The sequence below is a fragment of the Zoogloea sp. genome (assembly GCF_028689785.1).
Taxonomy (GTDB): Bacteria; Pseudomonadota; Gammaproteobacteria; order Burkholderiales; family Rhodocyclaceae; genus Zoogloea.
The window spans coordinates 36,580-52,312 of the sequence record NZ_JAQVCN010000002.1; the positions used below are offsets into that span (position 1 = coordinate 36,580).

17 protein-coding genes are annotated in these 15,733 nt (G+C 63.6%); 13 read left to right on the plus strand and 4 right to left on the minus strand.

Annotation, left to right across the window (positions count from 1 at the left end):
• The first annotated feature begins 20 nt into the window (after window positions 1-20).
• Genes uppS through PHI64_RS01405 form a run of 13 tightly spaced genes read left to right on the plus strand, consistent with a single transcriptional unit; the run spans window position 21 to window position 12,343 of the window.
• Window positions 21-809, plus strand: a complete 789-nt coding sequence (gene uppS, locus PHI64_RS01345; protein ID WP_299877416.1) for a polyprenyl diphosphate synthase — start codon at window positions 21-23, stop codon at window positions 807-809.
• Window positions 802-1,626 (plus strand): phosphatidate cytidylyltransferase, encoded by an 825-nt coding sequence (locus PHI64_RS01350; RefSeq protein ID WP_299877418.1) that lies wholly within the window; start codon window positions 802-804, stop codon window positions 1,624-1,626. Before uppS ends, PHI64_RS01350 begins: the two co-directional genes overlap by 8 nt.
• 4 nt (window positions 1,627-1,630) lie before the next feature.
• Entirely contained in the window at window positions 1,631-2,824 is a 1,194-nt protein-coding gene (gene ispC / locus PHI64_RS01355; protein ID WP_299877420.1) for a 1-deoxy-D-xylulose-5-phosphate reductoisomerase, read from the plus strand.
• Between the two features lie 5 nt (window positions 2,825-2,829).
• Window positions 2,830-4,194: an RIP metalloprotease RseP gene (gene rseP / locus PHI64_RS01360; RefSeq protein ID WP_299877422.1), complete on the plus strand. Its 1,365-nt coding sequence runs from the start codon at window positions 2,830-2,832 to the stop codon at window positions 4,192-4,194.
• Between the two features lie 6 nt (window positions 4,195-4,200).
• Window positions 4,201-6,498 carry an outer membrane protein assembly factor BamA gene (gene bamA, locus PHI64_RS01365; protein ID WP_299877425.1) on the plus strand — a complete coding sequence of 766 codons (2,298 nt, stop codon included), beginning with the start codon at window positions 4,201-4,203 and terminating at the stop codon, window positions 6,496-6,498.
• A gap of 47 nt (window positions 6,499-6,545) precedes the next feature.
• Window positions 6,546-7,040: an OmpH family outer membrane protein gene (locus PHI64_RS01370; RefSeq protein ID WP_296572139.1), complete on the plus strand. Its 495-nt coding sequence runs from the start codon at window positions 6,546-6,548 to the stop codon at window positions 7,038-7,040.
• Between the two features lie 12 nt (window positions 7,041-7,052).
• The gene (lpxD, locus tag PHI64_RS01375) at window positions 7,053-8,081 is read left to right on the plus strand and encodes a UDP-3-O-(3-hydroxymyristoyl)glucosamine N-acyltransferase (protein WP_299877427.1); all 1,029 of its coding nucleotides are present in this window, start codon (window positions 7,053-7,055) and stop codon (window positions 8,079-8,081) included.
• A 5-nt stretch (window positions 8,082-8,086) separates the two neighbouring features.
• Window positions 8,087-8,518, plus strand: a complete 432-nt coding sequence (gene fabZ, locus PHI64_RS01380; protein WP_366945111.1) for a 3-hydroxyacyl-ACP dehydratase FabZ — start codon at window positions 8,087-8,089, stop codon at window positions 8,516-8,518.
• Window positions 8,515-9,291 (plus strand): acyl-ACP--UDP-N-acetylglucosamine O-acyltransferase, encoded by a 777-nt coding sequence (gene lpxA, locus PHI64_RS01385; RefSeq protein WP_366945112.1) that lies wholly within the window; start codon window positions 8,515-8,517, stop codon window positions 9,289-9,291. The genes fabZ and lpxA overlap by 4 nt, the downstream gene beginning before the upstream one ends.
• A gap of 3 nt (window positions 9,292-9,294) precedes the next feature.
• The gene (gene lpxB / locus PHI64_RS01390; RefSeq protein WP_299877433.1) at window positions 9,295-10,446 is read left to right on the plus strand and encodes a lipid-A-disaccharide synthase; all 1,152 of its coding nucleotides are present in this window, start codon (window positions 9,295-9,297) and stop codon (window positions 10,444-10,446) included.
• A gap of 48 nt (window positions 10,447-10,494) precedes the next feature.
• Window positions 10,495-11,103: a ribonuclease HII gene (gene rnhB, locus PHI64_RS01395; protein ID WP_299877436.1), complete on the plus strand. Its 609-nt coding sequence runs from the start codon at window positions 10,495-10,497 to the stop codon at window positions 11,101-11,103.
• Window positions 11,100-11,555 (plus strand): CopD family protein, encoded by a 456-nt coding sequence (locus PHI64_RS01400; protein WP_299877438.1) that lies wholly within the window; start codon window positions 11,100-11,102, stop codon window positions 11,553-11,555. Before rnhB ends, PHI64_RS01400 begins: the two co-directional genes overlap by 4 nt.
• A 2-nt stretch (window positions 11,556-11,557) precedes the next feature.
• Window positions 11,558-12,343 (plus strand): RNA methyltransferase, encoded by a 786-nt coding sequence (locus tag PHI64_RS01405; protein WP_299877441.1) that lies wholly within the window; start codon window positions 11,558-11,560, stop codon window positions 12,341-12,343.
• Here PHI64_RS01405 and bioD read toward each other — a convergent pair.
• The 4 genes from bioD to bioF form a co-directional block, all read right to left on the minus strand.
• Complete coding sequence (bioD, locus tag PHI64_RS01410; protein ID WP_299877444.1) at window positions 12,332-13,000, minus strand: dethiobiotin synthase; 669 nt, start codon at window positions 12,998-13,000, stop codon at window positions 12,332-12,334. The genes PHI64_RS01405 and bioD overlap by 12 nt on opposite strands.
• A gap of 64 nt (window positions 13,001-13,064) precedes the next feature.
• A complete protein-coding gene (gene bioC, locus PHI64_RS01415; RefSeq protein ID WP_299877447.1) occupies window positions 13,065-13,841 on the minus strand; it encodes a malonyl-ACP O-methyltransferase BioC in 777 nt (258 codons plus the stop codon).
• A complete protein-coding gene (locus PHI64_RS01420; protein ID WP_299877449.1) occupies window positions 13,834-14,568 on the minus strand; it encodes an alpha/beta fold hydrolase in 735 nt (244 codons plus the stop codon). The genes bioC and PHI64_RS01420 overlap by 8 nt, the downstream gene beginning before the upstream one ends.
• Window positions 14,565-15,683: an 8-amino-7-oxononanoate synthase gene (bioF, locus tag PHI64_RS01425; protein ID WP_299877855.1), complete on the minus strand. Its 1,119-nt coding sequence runs from the start codon at window positions 15,681-15,683 to the stop codon at window positions 14,565-14,567. Before bioF ends, PHI64_RS01420 begins: the two co-directional genes overlap by 4 nt.
• Window positions 15,684-15,733: the final 50 nt, after the last annotated feature.

A 15,733-nucleotide genomic window follows, 5' to 3' on the forward strand; every position in this document is an offset into this window, starting at 1 on the left:
TTCTTCCAGGCGGATACGATATGGTGCGATTGCCGTTTCTCAGCTCCACGCAGGGCGTACCCGAAGCTGCAGCGGTTCCGCGGCACATCGCGATCATCATGGACGGCAATGGGCGCTGGGCGCGCAAGAGACTGATGCCCCGGGTTGCCGGGCACGCGAAGGGGGTCGATTCTCTCCGTGAGGTGATCCGGAGCTGCCTGGATCGTGGTGTCGAGTATCTGACGGTATTTGCCTTCAGTTCCGAGAATTGGCGCCGTCCGAAAGACGAAGTGTCTTTCTTGATGCAGTTGTTCGTGAAGTCCCTGAAGGCCGAAATCGAGCGCATCCATCGCAATGAGATCCGTCTGCGTGTTGTCGGCGACTTGACCCCGTTTGATGATGGACTGGTTTCGCTGATCCGCGATGGTGAGGCGCTGACTGCCGACAATGGCAAGATGAATCTCACCATCTGCGCCAACTATGGTGGCCGGTGGGACATCATGCAGGCGGTGGAGAAGATGATCGCTGCCTCCGGGGAGGCGGTCAGCCGGCCGTATTCCGAGGAGGATCTGGCCCCGCACCTGGCGCTCAGTTTCAGCCCCGAGCCTGATCTGTTCATCCGAACGGGGGGAGAGCAGCGCATCAGCAACTTCATGCTCTGGCAGCTTGCCTATTCCGAGCTGTATTTCACCGACAAGCTGTGGCCCGAGTTTGGTGAGGCCGCTCTGGATGAAGCGATCTCCTCTTACCAGGGGCGCGAGCGTCGCTTTGGACGGACCAGCGAACAGGTCGTCTCCGACAAGCCCGATACCGCGTCCGATCATGCTTAAGGCGCGGGTTATCACCGCGCTTGTCCTGCTCGCAGGTCTTCTCGCCGCACTGTTTCTCCTGCCCGCCGCAGGCTGGCTCCTGTTTGCATCCCTCATCTGCGGCATTGCAGCGTCTGAATGGGCAACCATGCTCGGTTTCGGTCGTGTGGCAAGGCATGTCTATGCGCTGATCCTCGGGGGGCTGTGCGTTGCTGCCGGCGCAGTCGCCGGTTTGCATACCGAGCTTACGGTTGCCCCGTTTGGTCTGGTGCCGGTGTATGCGGTCAGTGCCCTGTTCTGGGTTCTGTGCGTGCCGTTCTGGTTGCGTTCCCGCTGGCAGTTACCGGGGCAGGGGGCTGCTGCGCTGGTCGGTTTAGTGCTGTTGCTGCCGCCCAGTCTGGCCATCGCTCATCTCCGGCTGCTGAGTCCGTGGCTGCTGCTGGGGGTCATGGCGGCTGTGTGGGTCGCTGACATCGCCGCCTATTTCACCGGTCGTGCTTTCGGCCGTCGCAAGCTGGCCCCATCCATCAGTCCCGGCAAGAGTTGGGAAGGCGCCTACGGAGCCGTGGCCGGGGTGGTGATCTTTGGTCTCATCTGTCTGAACAGCCTGGGGCATGGCGTGACGGCCGGTTCTTATATTCTTGCGGTGCCGGCGCTGATTGTGTTCACTGCGGTGAGCATCATCGGTGATCTCTTCGAGTCATTGATCAAGCGGCAGGCAGGAGTCAAGGATAGTGGCAGTCTGCTGCCGGGGCACGGCGGTGTGCTTGATCGTATCGACAGTCTTACGTCGACCCTGCCGATAGCCGGCCTGGTGACGCTCTGGATGGCGCTTTGAAGTCATGAACCAAGGCAGGAAACGTGTAACGGTGCTCGGCGCCACGGGCTCGATCGGTGTCAGTACCCTGGACGTGGTGGCGCGTCATCCGGATCTTTTCGGTGTGTTTGCCCTCACCGCCCATCGGCAGGTGGACAAGCTTTTCGAGCAGTGTTTGGCCCATCGTCCGGCCTATGCGGTTCTCGACAGGGCCGAGGATGCTGCTGCCCTGCAGTCCAGGCTTGATGCCGCGGGCTGCTGCACCGAGGTGCTTGCGGGGGCCTCTGCGCTGGCGGAGGTGTCTTCGGCGCCGGAAGTCGACATGGTGATGGCGGCCATCGTTGGGGCTGCTGGGCTCGTACCGGCTCTTGCGGCTGCCAGGGCCGGCAAGCGCATCCTGCTCGCCAATAAGGAGGCGCTGGTAATGTCCGGCGCGCTCTTCATGCAGGAGGTTGCCGCGGCTGGCGCGCTCCTGTTGCCTATCGACAGTGAGCACAACGCCATCTTTCAGGCCCTGCCGGCCGGGTTCGAGCGTGGCCTCCACGGTAGCGGTGTCAATCGCATCCTGCTGACGGCCTCCGGTGGTCCATTTCGGTGCAAGCCCGTGGAGGAGCTGGCTGCGGTGACACCCGAGATGGCTTGCGCCCACCCCAACTGGGTGATTGGGCGGAAGATTTCCGTGGATTCCGCCACCATGATGAACAAGGGGCTTGAGGTCATTGAGGCGCACTGGCTGTTTGGCTTGCCGGCAGGGAGTATTGAGGTGGTGATTCACCCGCAGAGCGTGATTCATTCGATGGTCTCGTATGCTGATGGATCGGTGCTTGCCCAGTTGGGCAACCCCGACATGCGGACCCCCATCGCCCATGCCATGGCCTATCCGCAGCGGGTGGATGCGGGGGTGCGTCCCCTGGATCTGTTCGAGATCGCCAGGCTTGATTTCGAACGCCCCGACCTGCAGCGATTCCCCTGCCTGGCCCTGGCGTACAGGGTTCTGGAGGAGGGTGGTGTTGCACCGGCTGTGCTCAATGCGGCCAATGAGGTCGCGGTGGCCAGTTTTCTGGAGGGCGGCCTACGCTTCGATCGCATCGCTGGAGTCATTGCGGCTACGCTGGATGCGTTTGTGCCGCGCAAGGCAGATTCTCTCGATGTCGTTTTCGAGGCGGACCGCCAGGCGCGGGAAATTGCCGCTGGTCTGGTGCGGGGGTTGGTCAGGTGAGCGGCATGGGTCTGCTTGATTACGTCCTGCCCTTTCTGCTTGCACTCGGGATATTGATCGTTGTGCACGAGTTTGGTCACTACAGCGTGGCGCGTCTGTGTGGCGTGAAGGTGCTGCGGTTTTCGCTGGGATTCGGCAAGCCGCTGCTGACGCGCCGGCTTGGCTCGGATCAGACGGAGTGGGTGCTGTCGGCCTTTCCACTGGGGGGCTACGTGAAAATGCTGGACGAGCGCGAAGCCCCGGTGCCGGCCCATGAGCAGCACCGGGCCTTCAATCGGCAAAGCGTGTGGCGGAGGATTGCCATTGTGGCAGCCGGGCCGTTAGCCAATTTCGCCCTGGCCATCGTCTTGTACTGGGGGTTGTATGCCGGAGGTGTGGAGGAGCTGCGACCGCGTCTTGGTGTGCCGGTTGCCGCCAGTGTGGCCGAGAAGGCGGGTTTTGTTGATGGTGATGTGGTCCGCAGTGTTGACGGTCGGTCTGTGCAGACCTGGCAGGAGTTTCGTTGGGCGCTGATCAATGATGCCCTGGATAGGCGGGTCGTGGTGGTCGAGACGATCAACGATGCCCGGGAGATCGCTTTCCGAAAGCTGGACCTCAGCATGGCGACGGTCGATCAGGACAAGCAGGACATCGCTACCCAGGTTGGCCTGACACTGCAGCGACCCAGTTTGCCCCCGGTGCTGGGCAAGCTCAGCCCGGGCGGGGCTGCAGAGGGTGCGGGGCTGCGCGCCGGAGACCGTGTCATCCGTATTGGCGAGCGGGCCGTGAGCGACTGGAGCGAGCTTGTGATGGCGGTTCGCGAGGCGCCGGGACAGTCCCTGGAGGTGGAAGCTTTGCGAGATGGTGAGTCCTTCGTGACCCGCCTTGTTCCGGCTTCGGTGGAGGAGAACGGTCGCCCGATCGGGCGCATCGGGGTTGGCGTGGCCGACGCCGAGGGGCGGCGCGACATGATGTTCGTGACAGTCCGCTACGACACCCTGGATGCGCTCGGCAAGGGCTTGCGTCAGACCTGGGATACGGCGGCCCTCAGTCTGTCGGTCATGGGGCGCATGATTGTCGGCGAGGTTTCGGTGAAGAATCTCAGTGGCCCGGTGACAATCGCAGACTTTGCTGGGCAGTCCGCACGCATGGGCTTTTCCCATTACATCAAGTTCCTGGCGCTTATCAGCATCAGTCTGGGGGTCCTCAACCTGCTCCCGGTGCCGGTGCTTGATGGGGGGCACTTGCTGTATTATGTGATCGAGATCATCAAGGGCGGCCCGGTTTCCGAGCGGGTTATGGAAATCGGCCAGCAGATCGGCATGGCCCTGCTGGCAGCGCTAATGGCTTTCGCCTTCTACAACGACATCAACCGCCTTGTTGCTAGCTGAAATCGGATGAAATCCAAGCTTCTGCTTCTTCCTGGGGTGATCGCCGCGCTTTTCGCTGCCTCACCCGCATTGGCCTTTGAGCCATTCGTCGTCAAAGACATTCGTATCGAAGGTATCCAGCGTACCGAGGCCGGAACGGTATTCAGTTACCTGCCCGTCAAGGTCGGCGAGCAGTTTTCCGACGACAAGGCCTCCCAGGCGATCAAGGCCCTGTTTGCCACCGGTTTCTTCAAGGATGTCCGGATCGAGGTGGACAAGGACGTGATCGTCGTTGTCCTCGATGAGCGTCCGGCCATCTCCCAGGTCGATTTTGTCGGCATCAAGGAGTTCGACAAGGAGGCGCTGAAGAAGGGCCTCAAGGAAGTCGGCCTGGCTGAATCCCGCATCTTCGACCGAGCCGTGCTTGAGCGTGCCGAGCAAGAGCTCAAGCGCCAGTACCTTTCGAAGGGTCTGTACGGCGTGCAGATCACCACGACAGTGACGCCCCTCGAACGCAATCGGGTCGGTGTGAACTTCAATGTGGTTGAAGGTGAGGCAGCGCGCATCCGCCAGATCAGTATCATCGGCAATAAGGTGTTCAAGGAAAAGGAGCTGCTGGAGCTCTTCTCCCTGACCACTCCGGGGTGGATGACCTGGTATTCGAAGAGCGATCAGTATTCGAAACAGAAGCTTTCTGGCGACATCGAGGCGCTCCGCTCCCATTACCTGAACCGGGGCTACCTGGACTTCAGTATCGATTCCACACAGGTGTCCATCACACCGGACAAGAAGGATATCTACATCACCCTGAGCATCTCCGAGGGTGAAAAGTACACGGTCTCCGACGTCAAACTGGCCGGTACCATGGTGGTTCCCGAGGCCGAGCTTCAGGCGCTCATCAAACTCAAGGCTGGTGAGACCTTCGTGCGTGACAGCGTCACGGCCACCACCAAGGCCATCAGTGATCGTCTGGGTAACGCCGGCTATGCCTTTGCCAACGTCAACGCAGCGCCCGAAGTGGACAAAGCCAAGCGTGAAGTGGCCTTCACCTTCTTTGTTGACCCGGGCCGTCGCGTTTATGTGCGCAAGATCAATTTCGCCGGCAATGTCCGCACCCGTGACGAGGTGATCCGTCGCGAGATGCGCCAGATGGAAGGCGCCTGGTACGACGGCGCGGCCCTCAATCGCTCCAAGGTCCGTCTCGATCGCCTGGGCTACTTCGATGAAGTGAGTATCGAGACACCGGCGGTCACCGGCTCCACCGATCAGGTTGATGCCAACTTCACCGTCAAGGAGCGCGCTACCGGCAATCTGATGCTCGGTGCGGGTTTCTCCAGTTCGGAAAAGATCATCCTGTCGGCGTCGATCTCCCAGCAAAACCTGTTCGGCACCGGCAACGCCATGACCCTGCAGGTGAATACCGGCAAGATCAACAAGACGGTTGCCCTGTCCTTCACCAATCCCTACTGGACCATCGATGGCGTCAGCGTGGGTTGGGATATCTACCAGCGCAACGTCGATCCGACCTCCCTGTCGGTGGCTACCTACAAGAGCTCCTCGATTGGTGCCGGCGTCCGCTTTGGTTACCCGATTGCCGAGGATGATCGGATCAATTTCGGTCTGGCCATTGATCAGACCACCATCAAGGTCTACGACTCCAGTCCGGCGCCGTACGTGAATTTCGTGAACACCTTTGGTGATACGGCACGAAGCCTGCTCGCAACGGCCGGTTGGGCCCGGGATCGCCGGGACAGCTTCCTGTATCCGACTTCTGGTGTCTATCAGCGTGCGTCGGTGGAGGTTGCCACGCCAGTCCTCGACATGCGTTACATCCGCGCCAACTACCAGCACCAGTACTGGATTCCGTTTGGCGGCGGTTATGCGCTGATGCTCAATGGTGACGTGGGCTATGCCCATGGCTACGATGGCAAGGAGCTGCCGTTCTACAAGAATTTTTACGCGGGCGGCATCGGCTCCGTGCGGGGCTATGAACAGAGCACCCTTGGTCCCCGCTATACCGATAGCTCCGGTTACGTGCGTTCCCTGGGGGGCAATCGTCGTGTCGTCGGTAATGCGGAGTACTATTTCCCCATGCCCGGTTCCCAGAAAGACAAGTCCATGCGGCTGTCCCTGTTTGCGGATGCGGGCTATGTGTGGGCCGCGGACGACAAGGTCCGGGCTTCCGATTTGCGTTACAGTGCCGGGTTGGCGTTCTCCTGGAGTTCCCCTGTGGGCCCGCTCAAGTTCAGTCTTGGTCAGGCACTCAAGAAGGAAGAAGGGGATCGTACGCAGAAGTTCCAGTTCCAGTTGGGTACGGTTTTTTGATCGCGACCGAACCGTATTGCAAGCAGATGGAGGTTTGAGTGAAGGGTATTGGCATTTCCACGCTGGCAGCAGTGCTGCTGGCCGCGTTTGCGCAGACGGCTGTTGCCGAGGTGAAGGTCGGCTTTGTCAATTCCGATCGAGTCATGAAGGAAGCTACGCCTGCCAAGAAGGCGCAGCAAAAGCTCGAGAAGGAGTTCGAGAAACGTGACCAAGATCTCCAGCGCATCGCCAAGCAATTGCAGGGCATGCAGGAAGCGCTCGAGAAGAACACCATGACCATGGGAGAGGGTGAGCGCCGCAACAAGGAGCGTGAGTTCAACGACCTCAACCGGGAGTTCCAGCGCAAGCAGCGTGAGTTCCGGGAAGACCTGAACCAGCGCCGTAACGAGGAACTGGCGGGGGTGCTTGAGCGCGCCAACAAGACGATCAAGCAGATCGCCGAGGCCGATAAGTACGACATCATCTTCCAGGAAGCCGTTTACGCCAGCCCGCGCATCGATATCACCGACAAGGTGATCAAGGCCCTGAGCGAAGCGAAGTAGGCCCCAGCCTTTATGGAAGTCTCTCTTGGTGCCCTCGTCGGCAGGCTCGGAGGCGAACTGCTGGGCGACCCGGATGTGGTGGTCAGGCAGATTGCCACACTCGAAAAGGCGGGTGAGGGAGATCTCGCCTTTCTCGCCAACCCCAAGTATCGCCAGGCCCTTGAAACCAGTCGGGCCGCAGCCTTCATCCTGGCCCCGAAGGCCGTGGAGTTGACCGACAGGCCGCGTATCGTCACGCCGGACCCGTATCTTTACTTCGCCCGAGCGGCCCAGTTCTTCAATCCGGCGCGACGCGCTCCAGCGGGGATTCATCCGCGTGCTTCGGTAGCGTCGGCATTGCCGCCCTCCGTCTCCGTCGGCGCAAATGCGGTGATTGGCGAGAACTGCGTGATCGGCGAGAACTGCGTGATTGGGCCGGGTTGCCTGATTGGCGACGGTGTGCACATCGGGGCCGACAGCCTGTTGCACGCGGGCGTTGTGCTGAATTTCGATTGCGTGGTAGGCGAACGGGCCATTCTCCATTCCGGGGTGGTCATTGGTTCGGATGGTTTCGGCTTTGCCCGGGATGCGGATCGTCACTGGGTCAAGATTCCCCAGATCGGCAGAGTGCTGATTGGTGATGATGTGGAGATCGGCGCCAATACCACCATTGACCGGGGCGCTCTCGGGGATACGGTAATCGGCAACGGCGTCAAGCTCGACAACCTGATCCAGGTTGCTCACAACGTCAGTATCGGCGACGACAGCATCATGGCCGGGCATTCGGGCGTTGCCGGCAGCACTCATATCGGCGCTCGGGTGATGGTGGGCGGCCAGGCCGGGATCTCCGGTCATCTCCAGGTCTGCGATGACGTGGTGGTGTCGGCGGGGACCATCATTTCCAAGTCGGTGGACAAGCCCGGGGTGTATACCGCGATGCTGCCGCAGATGCCTCATGCGGACTGGATTCGCAATTTTGCCCACGTGCGTCGCCTTGATGCGATGGCCAACCGGGTGCGTGAGCTGGAGAAGAAGCTCGCTGATATGGAAAAGAAATCATGAGCGAAATCATCGACATCAACGAAATCAAGCAGTACATCCCGCATCGTTACCCCTTCCTCCTGGTGGATCGGATAGTCGAGATGGAGCTTGGCAAGCGCGCTGTGGGCCTCAAGAACGTCACCATCAACGAGCCCTTCTTCCCCGGCCATTTTCCCCATAATCCGGTCATGCCGGGCGTTCTGATCATCGAGTCGCTGGCCCAGGCTGCGGCCGTGCTGGCCTTCAAGACCGAGGGCACGGTTCCGGACAAGGATGCGATGGTGTACTTTGCCTCGGTGGATAATGTGCGCTTCAAGCGCCCGGTGGTGCCTGGTGACCAGTTGATGCTTGAGGTCGAGATTGTTCGTACCATTCGCAACATCTGGAAATTCAAGGGGGTTGCCCGCGTCGCTGGCGAGGTGGCAACCGAAGCTGAATTCATGTGCGCGATCAAGTGATGGCGATTCATCCGACTGCAATTGTCCATCCGGGGGCGCGCCTTGCGGCAGACGTGCAGGTCGGCCCGTTTTCGGTTATCGGCGAGCACGTCGAGATTGCTGACGGCACGACGGTAGGCCCCCATGTGGTCATCGAGGGCCATACCCGGATCGGTCGCGATAATCGCATCTTCCAGTTCTGTTCCATCGGTTCCGAGCCCCAGGACAAGAAGTATGCCGATGAACCGACCCGTCTCGAGATCGGTGATCGGAACACCATTCGCGAGTTCTGCAGCTTCAGCACCGGCACTGTTCAGGACGGCGGTCTGACCCGTGTCGGCAATGACAACTGGATCATGGCCTACGTGCATGTGGCCCATGACTGCATGGTGGGCAGCAACACCATCTTCGCCAACAACGCCACCTTGGCTGGGCATGTGTCCGTGGGCGACTGGGCGATTCTGGGCGGCTTTACCGGTGTGCACCAGTTTGTGCGCGTTGGTGCCCACAGCTTCTGTGGCGTCGGCACCGTGTTGCTGCAGGATCTGCCGCCCTTCGTCACGGTTTCGGGCAATCCGGCCTCGCCCCATGGCATCAACAGTGAGGGGCTCAAGCGGCGTGGTTTTTCCAGCGAAGGCATCGCCGCCATCAAACGTGCCTACAAGACGCTCTATCGCAATGGCCTGACCCTCGACGAGGCGCGTCAGCAGATTGCGGCAGCCGCCGCTGATGTCCCGGAACTTCGGCAGTTCTCCGACTTCATTGCCGACTCCGGTCGTGGCATTGTCCGTTAGTCCATGGGTTTGCGCATCGCCATGGTGGCGGGCGAGGCGTCCAGTGACCTCCTCGCCAGCCACCTGATCCGGGCGCTCAAGCGCCACCTGCCGGACGCCGAGTTCTTCGGCATTGGTGGTCCGAAGATGCAGGCCGAGGGGTTCAAGGCCCTGTGGCCGGCCGAGAAGCTGGCTGTTCACGGTTATGTGGATGCGCTGAAGAACTACCGGGAGCTGTCGGGTATCCGTCGCAGCCTGCTGAGGCGCCTGCTGGCGGATCCGCCGGCAGCTTTCATCGGCGTGGATGCGCCGGACTTCAGTCTGTGGCTTGAGAAACGCCTCAAGGACCGGCACATCCCGGCTATCCACTTCGTCGGGCCATCCATTTGGGCCTGGCGCAAGGGGCGCCTCAAGGGTATCGCCCGTTCCGTCAGCCACATGCTGTGCCTGTTCCCCTTCGAGCCGCCCTTGTACCAGGCTGCTGGGGTACCGGTGAGCTACGTGGGGCATCCGCTGGCTGACGTCTTTCCGTTGGTACCGGATCGCGCTGCTGCCCGGGAGATGCTGCAGATCCCCGATGGCGTCCCGGTGTTTGCCCTGTTGCCCGGCAGCCGCCAGTCGGAGGTGCGCAACCTCGCCGATACCTACATCGCCACTGCTGCCGCGCTCTGCGAACGTCACCCGGAGGCCCGCTTCCTGGTTCCCCTGGCCACGCGGGAGACCCGCCTGCTTTTCGAAGAGGCTCTGCGTCGCCACGCCAACATCGACTTGCCCATCCGCATCCTGTTCGGCCACGCGGTCGATGCGATGATCGCTGCTGACGCCGTGCTGGTGGCCAGTGGCACGGCAACCCTAGAGGCAGCCTTACTCAAGCGACCGATGGTGATCACCTACAAGATGGGCAAATGGTCCTTCCGCCTGATGCGCCGGATGGCCTACTTGCCTTGGGTCGGTTTGCCCAACGTGCTGGCCGGGCGCGAGGTGGTGCCAGAGATCCTCCAGGATGCAGCAACGCCGCAGGCACTTTCCGAAGCACTCGATGGGTGGCTGACCGACAAGGATAAGGTGGCGGAGCTGACCCGCTGCTTCACCGACATGCACCTGCAATTGCGCCAGGACACAGCGGCCCGGGCTGCTGCCGCCATTCTTCCCTATCTGCAGGGGCGCGGACGGTGAAGGCCGCGCCCGCGAGGCTAAATCCGAACCGGTGCGCTGGAGGAGTCTGTGGCTGAGGATGCAAGACTGCTCTGTGGTGTCGACGAAGCCGGGCGTGGCCCCCTGTGTGGGCCGGTTGTCGCTGCCGCGGTCATCCTTGATCCTGCGCGGCCCATCGACGGCTTGGCCGATTCCAAGAAACTCTCCGAAAAGCGCCGTGAAGCGCTGGCTCTGGAGATCCGGGAAAAGGCGCTGGCCTGGTGCATTGCCGAGGCCAGTGTCGAGGAGATAGATCGCCTCAACATCCTGCACGCCTCCATGCTGGCCATGCAGCGGGCGGTGGCGGGGCTGAAGACGGTGCCGGACCGGGTGGCTGTGGATGGCAACCGCTGCCCCCATCTGCCCATGCCCTGTGAGGCCATCGTCAAGGGCGATGCGCTGGTGCCGGAGATATCGGCCGCATCCATCCTCGCCAAAACCGCGCGGGATGCGCTGCTGGTGGCCCTGGACAAGCAATACCCCCAGTACGGGCTGGCCGGTCACAAAGGCTATCCGACGCCGGCACACCTTGCCGCGCTGAAGGCCCACGGGGTGTGTGCTATTTACCGGCGCAGTTTCGCGCCAGTGCACGCCATCCTGGCCAATCCGCCTCTGTGGACCGACGAGGACCGCCTGTGAAACTTCATCATTTTCTGCTGTTCAGCCATCTGGCCGGTGTCGTGATCTGGGTAGGGGGGATGGCTTTTGCGCATTTTTGCCTGCGTCCGGCGGCCCTCGCCTTGCCGCCGGCCCAGCGTCTCGGTTTGTGGGCCGCCGTGCTGGGGCGGTTTTTCCGCATCGTGTGGGTGGCCATCGCCGTCATCGTGGTGTCGGGGTTTGCGATGTTGCTCGAAATCGGTTTTGCCCAGGCGCCCCGCTCGTGGCATGTCATGGCAGCCATCGGCCTGCTGATGGCCGGCATTTTCGCCAGCATCTGGTTTGGCCCGTGGCGAGCCCTGCATCAGGCTGTTGCCACCGAAAGCTGGGCCCAGGGCGCGCAGGCCCTCAATCTTATCCGTCAGCGGGTCACCTTCAACCTGGCCCTGGGGGCGTTCACCGTGGCCTTGGCCACCCTCGGCCTGGCTTATTGATCGTGAAGCTGATCACCTCCCGCGATAATCCGCTGATCAAGCACCTGCATGCTCTGGCCACCTCGGCCAGGGACCGGCGCAGGGCAGGGGAGACGCTGCTCGACGGTGCCCATCTCGTGGAGGTAGCGCTGGCGCGTGGTTTCGCGCTGCTGCAGGTGGTAGTGAGCGACAGCGGCAGGGCGCAGCCGGAGATCGCCTCGTTGTTGCAGCGCTGTGCGCCGGATTCCTTGATCGAAGTTCCGGAGCGGCTTTTTGCCCACATCAGCCCTGTGGACTCGCCCGCCGGGGTGCTGGCCCGGATTGCTGTCCCGGCGATGCCGGATGGGCCTCTCCTCGCGGAAACCTGCGTGGTTCTCGACGGCGTTCAGGATCCGGGCAACCTTGGCACCATCTTGCGCACGGCAGCGGCTGTTGGCGTGGGGGACGTGCTGCTGACGCCGGGGTGCGCCCAGGCCTGGTCGCCGCGGGTCTTGCGGGCGGCGATGGGTGCCCATTTCGGGCTGCGCCTGTGGGAGGGCTGTGATGTTGCAGCTGCGCTGGCCGGCTTTGCGGGGGCGATCCTGGCTGCCGATCTGCGTGATGCCGTCGATCTCTACGAGCTCGATTTGCAGGGGCCGGTGGCCTGGCTGTTCGGTTCGGAGGGACAGGGGCTGTCGGGGGCCGTGGCGGCCCTCGCTACCCGGCGGGTGCTGATTCCGATGCCGGGGGGCATGGAATCCCTGAACGTGGGCGTGGCCGCCGGGGTGTGCCTGTTCGAGCAGCTGCGCCAGCGGCGCTCAGGCCGGTAGGCTGACGCTGGCCGCAGCCTGCGCGGCTTCACCGTCGGCCTGAAAGGTCACGACGCCGAGCAGGGGGGCTTCCATGCGCAGGCGCAGGGCGTCCAGATTCTCCTGAAAGCGCAACATGGCCGGGTCGACCTGGTTGGCGATCCAGCCGGCCAGCCGCAGGCCGCGGTTCTGGATGGCTTCGGCGGTGAGCAGCGCATGGTTGATGCAACCCAGGCGCATGCCTACCACCAGGATCACCGGTAGGGCGAGGTCACAGGCCAGATCGGCGGTGTCGTAGCCGGCGATCAGCGGCACACGAAAACCGCCCACCCCTTCCACCAGCACCACGTCGGCCTGCCGGGTGAGTTCGGCAAAAGCTATCAGAATGCGTTGGGGGTCGATGTGCACGCCTTCCTCGGCCGCTGCGATGTGCGGGGCGATCGGGCTGGCCAGGCAGTAGGGGTTGAGCAGGGCGAGGCCGGGGTCGAAACTGCCTGCCGCTCGCAGACGGGCTGCGTCTTCGTTGAGAAACTCACCCGCAATCATTTCGGCACCCGCGGCGATAGGCTTCATGCCCACGGCTTTCAGGCCCCGGGCCCGAGCCGCATGGAGGAGGGTGCAGGTAACAAAGGTCTTGCCGATCTCGGTGTCGGTGCCGGTGATGAAGTAGGCGCTCATTGAAGTACCTCCGTGCCGCGCACTGCGCTGCGGGCTTGATTGGGAAGGGGCCGGTGGGTGGTGTTCATGTCTTTTCCGCGAGGAGCCAGAGGGTGTCATACGAGGCTGGCAGCCCGGCCGGGGTACGGTGCATCTCGTAGGCCTTGACCAGCTTGTTCCACCCCGTCCTGCCTAAAGGAGGGCGGCGTGGTGCGCCGGTCTGGTGGGCGCCGAGGGTCTTGATGTCGGCGAGCAGGCCACGCAGATCGGGGGCCCAGGCCTGGAGGGTGTCCCGCTCGCTGGCCAGGACGCGCAGCCCGGCGTCTTCGGCGGCGTCTTCCAGCACTTCCGGGGCCTGGAAAGGCAGCACGTGCTCGTGCTGATCCACCAACCGGAAGGCGTCGCGCAGTTCATGCAGGGTGCCGGGGCCGAGGGTGGCGATCCACAGCTGGCCGCCGGGGCGCAGGCTGCGCGCCAGTTCGGGCAGGGCGCGGCGCGGGTGGCACCACTGCAGCGCATAGCTGGACCACAGGGCGTCCACACTGGCCTCGGCCAGGGGCAGCCGTTCGAGATCGGCGCACAGGGGCAGGGCCAGGCCGGGGGGCTGACGGCGCAGCATGGCCGGGGCAAAGTCGAGGGCGATCAGCTCGGCGCCGGGAAAACGCCGGTGCAGGCCGGCGAGGGCGTAGCCAGTGCCGCAGCCGGCGTCGACAATGCGTTGGGGCTCGAATGCCTGGGCCGAGATCATGGCCAGCAGACGGTCGCAGGCCTTGCGCTGGACGGCGGCGACGGCGTCGTAGGCGTCGGCGGCCTTGTCGAAGGCGGCGCGAACAGCGCGTTTGGAGGCCGGTGCGTCAGTCATGGGCGAAGCCCTCGATCAGGTTGGCGCAGTCCAGGGGGCGGGAGAGGAAGGGCGCGTGGCCGCTATCGGCGAAGGTGCTCAGGCGCCCATCGGGCAAAGTGTCGGCCAGCCATTCGGCGGCGCCGCCGGGCATCAGGGTGTCGCCGCCGCCGTGGAGCAGGCGGACGGGCTGACGGATCTCCGGCACGAGACGGCGGAGGTCGGTGCTTTCGAGCAAACCCAGGCCGTCGGCAAGGGCCGCCCTGTGGGCTTCATCCGCTGGCGTTGTCGCGCTGCCCAGCGCATTGAGCACGGTGCGCCGGCGCGTGTCGCCGAGCCCCTGCAGGGCGATGAAGCGGCGCTGGGTGCCTGCCGGGTCGGCATCGAAACTGAGCCGGAAGTCGTCCAGGGTGGTGGCTGGCATGCCGGTAGGCCAGTCGTCGGCCTGCACGAAGCGTGGCGTTGCGCTGATGAGGACTAGCCGGTCGACGCGTGTGGGATGATCGTGGGCGATCTGCATGGCCAGCTGGGCGCCAAGGGACCAGCCGACGAGGATGCCGTGTTCGGGCAGCTGCTTGAGCACGGCCTTGGACCAGTCTTCCAGCTGCGGGCCTACGCGGGAGGCACTGCCATGGCCGGGCAAATCAATGGCGCGTATGTTCAGATCGGGGTCGAAGGCGGCTTGCAACGGCCCCCAGACTGCCGATGACAGCCCCCAGCCATGCAGGAGAATGATGGGGCTGGTCATGCTTGTAAGGTTTCCAGGCGCGTGAGGGTGTCCACGAGGCGATCGACCTGCGCCGTGCTGTGGGCGGCCGACAGTACGATGCGCAGCCGCGCCGAGCCCTTTGGTACGGTAGGCGGGCGGATTGCCGGCACCCACAGGCCTTCGCTGTCGAGCGCCCGGGAGATGGCCAGGGCTTCGTGGTTGTCACCGATGACCAGAGGCTGTATGGGCGTGTCGGAGGGCAGTAGCTGCCAGCGCTTCAGCTTCAGACCGGCCTTGAAACGGGCGATCAGGGCGTTGAGATGGGTGCGTCGCTCATCACCTTGCCCGATCAGGTCTAGGGCGGTGAGCAGACCTTCGGCCAGCATGGGGGGCGCCCCGGTAGTGAAGATGTAGCTACGGGCCTTGTTGAGCAGCCAGTCGATCACGTCCCGCTGGCCGGCCACGAAGGCGCCGGACACCCCGGCGGCCTTGCCCAGGGTGCCCATGTAGATCAGGCGCGGCGAGGCCAGGCCGAAATGGGCCAGGCAGCCACGGCCTTGAGGGCCGAGCACGCCGAAGCCGTGGGCATCGTCCACCAACAGCCAGGCCTGGTGGGCTTCGGCCAGGGCCAGGAGTTCCGGCAGGGGCGCGATGTCGCCGTCCATGCTGAACACGCCGTCGGTAACGATGAGCTTGCGCGGTGCGTCGGAGGCGGCCAGTCGGGCCGCCAGGGCCTGCAGGTCGCAGTGGGGGTAGCGGATCAGCTCGGCGCGGGAGAGCAGGGCGCCATCCACCAGGGAGGCGTGGTTGAGCTTGTCGGCGAAGATGGCGTCGCCCCGGCCGACCAGGGCCGGCATGACGCCGATGTTGGCCATGTAGCCGGTGGAGAAATAGAGCGCGTCGTCCATGCCGGTGAAGGCTGCGAGGCGTTGCTCCAGGGTTTCGTGGGGAGCGTAGTGGCCGCTGACCAGGTGTGAGGCGCCGGAGCCGCTGCCCCAGCGTTCGCTGCCGCGGCGGATGGCGTCGGCAATGGCTGGCTCGGCAGCGAGGCCCAGGTAGTCGTTGGAGCAGAAGGCGAGCACGGCGCTGTCCCGGTCGGCCAGGCGGGTGTCGGGCCGGCAGGGGGTGGTGACGATGCGCCGGCGCCGGCGCAGGCCGGTGGTGCCGAGTTCGTCCAGGCCGGCGCGCAGTGCGTCCAGCGGGT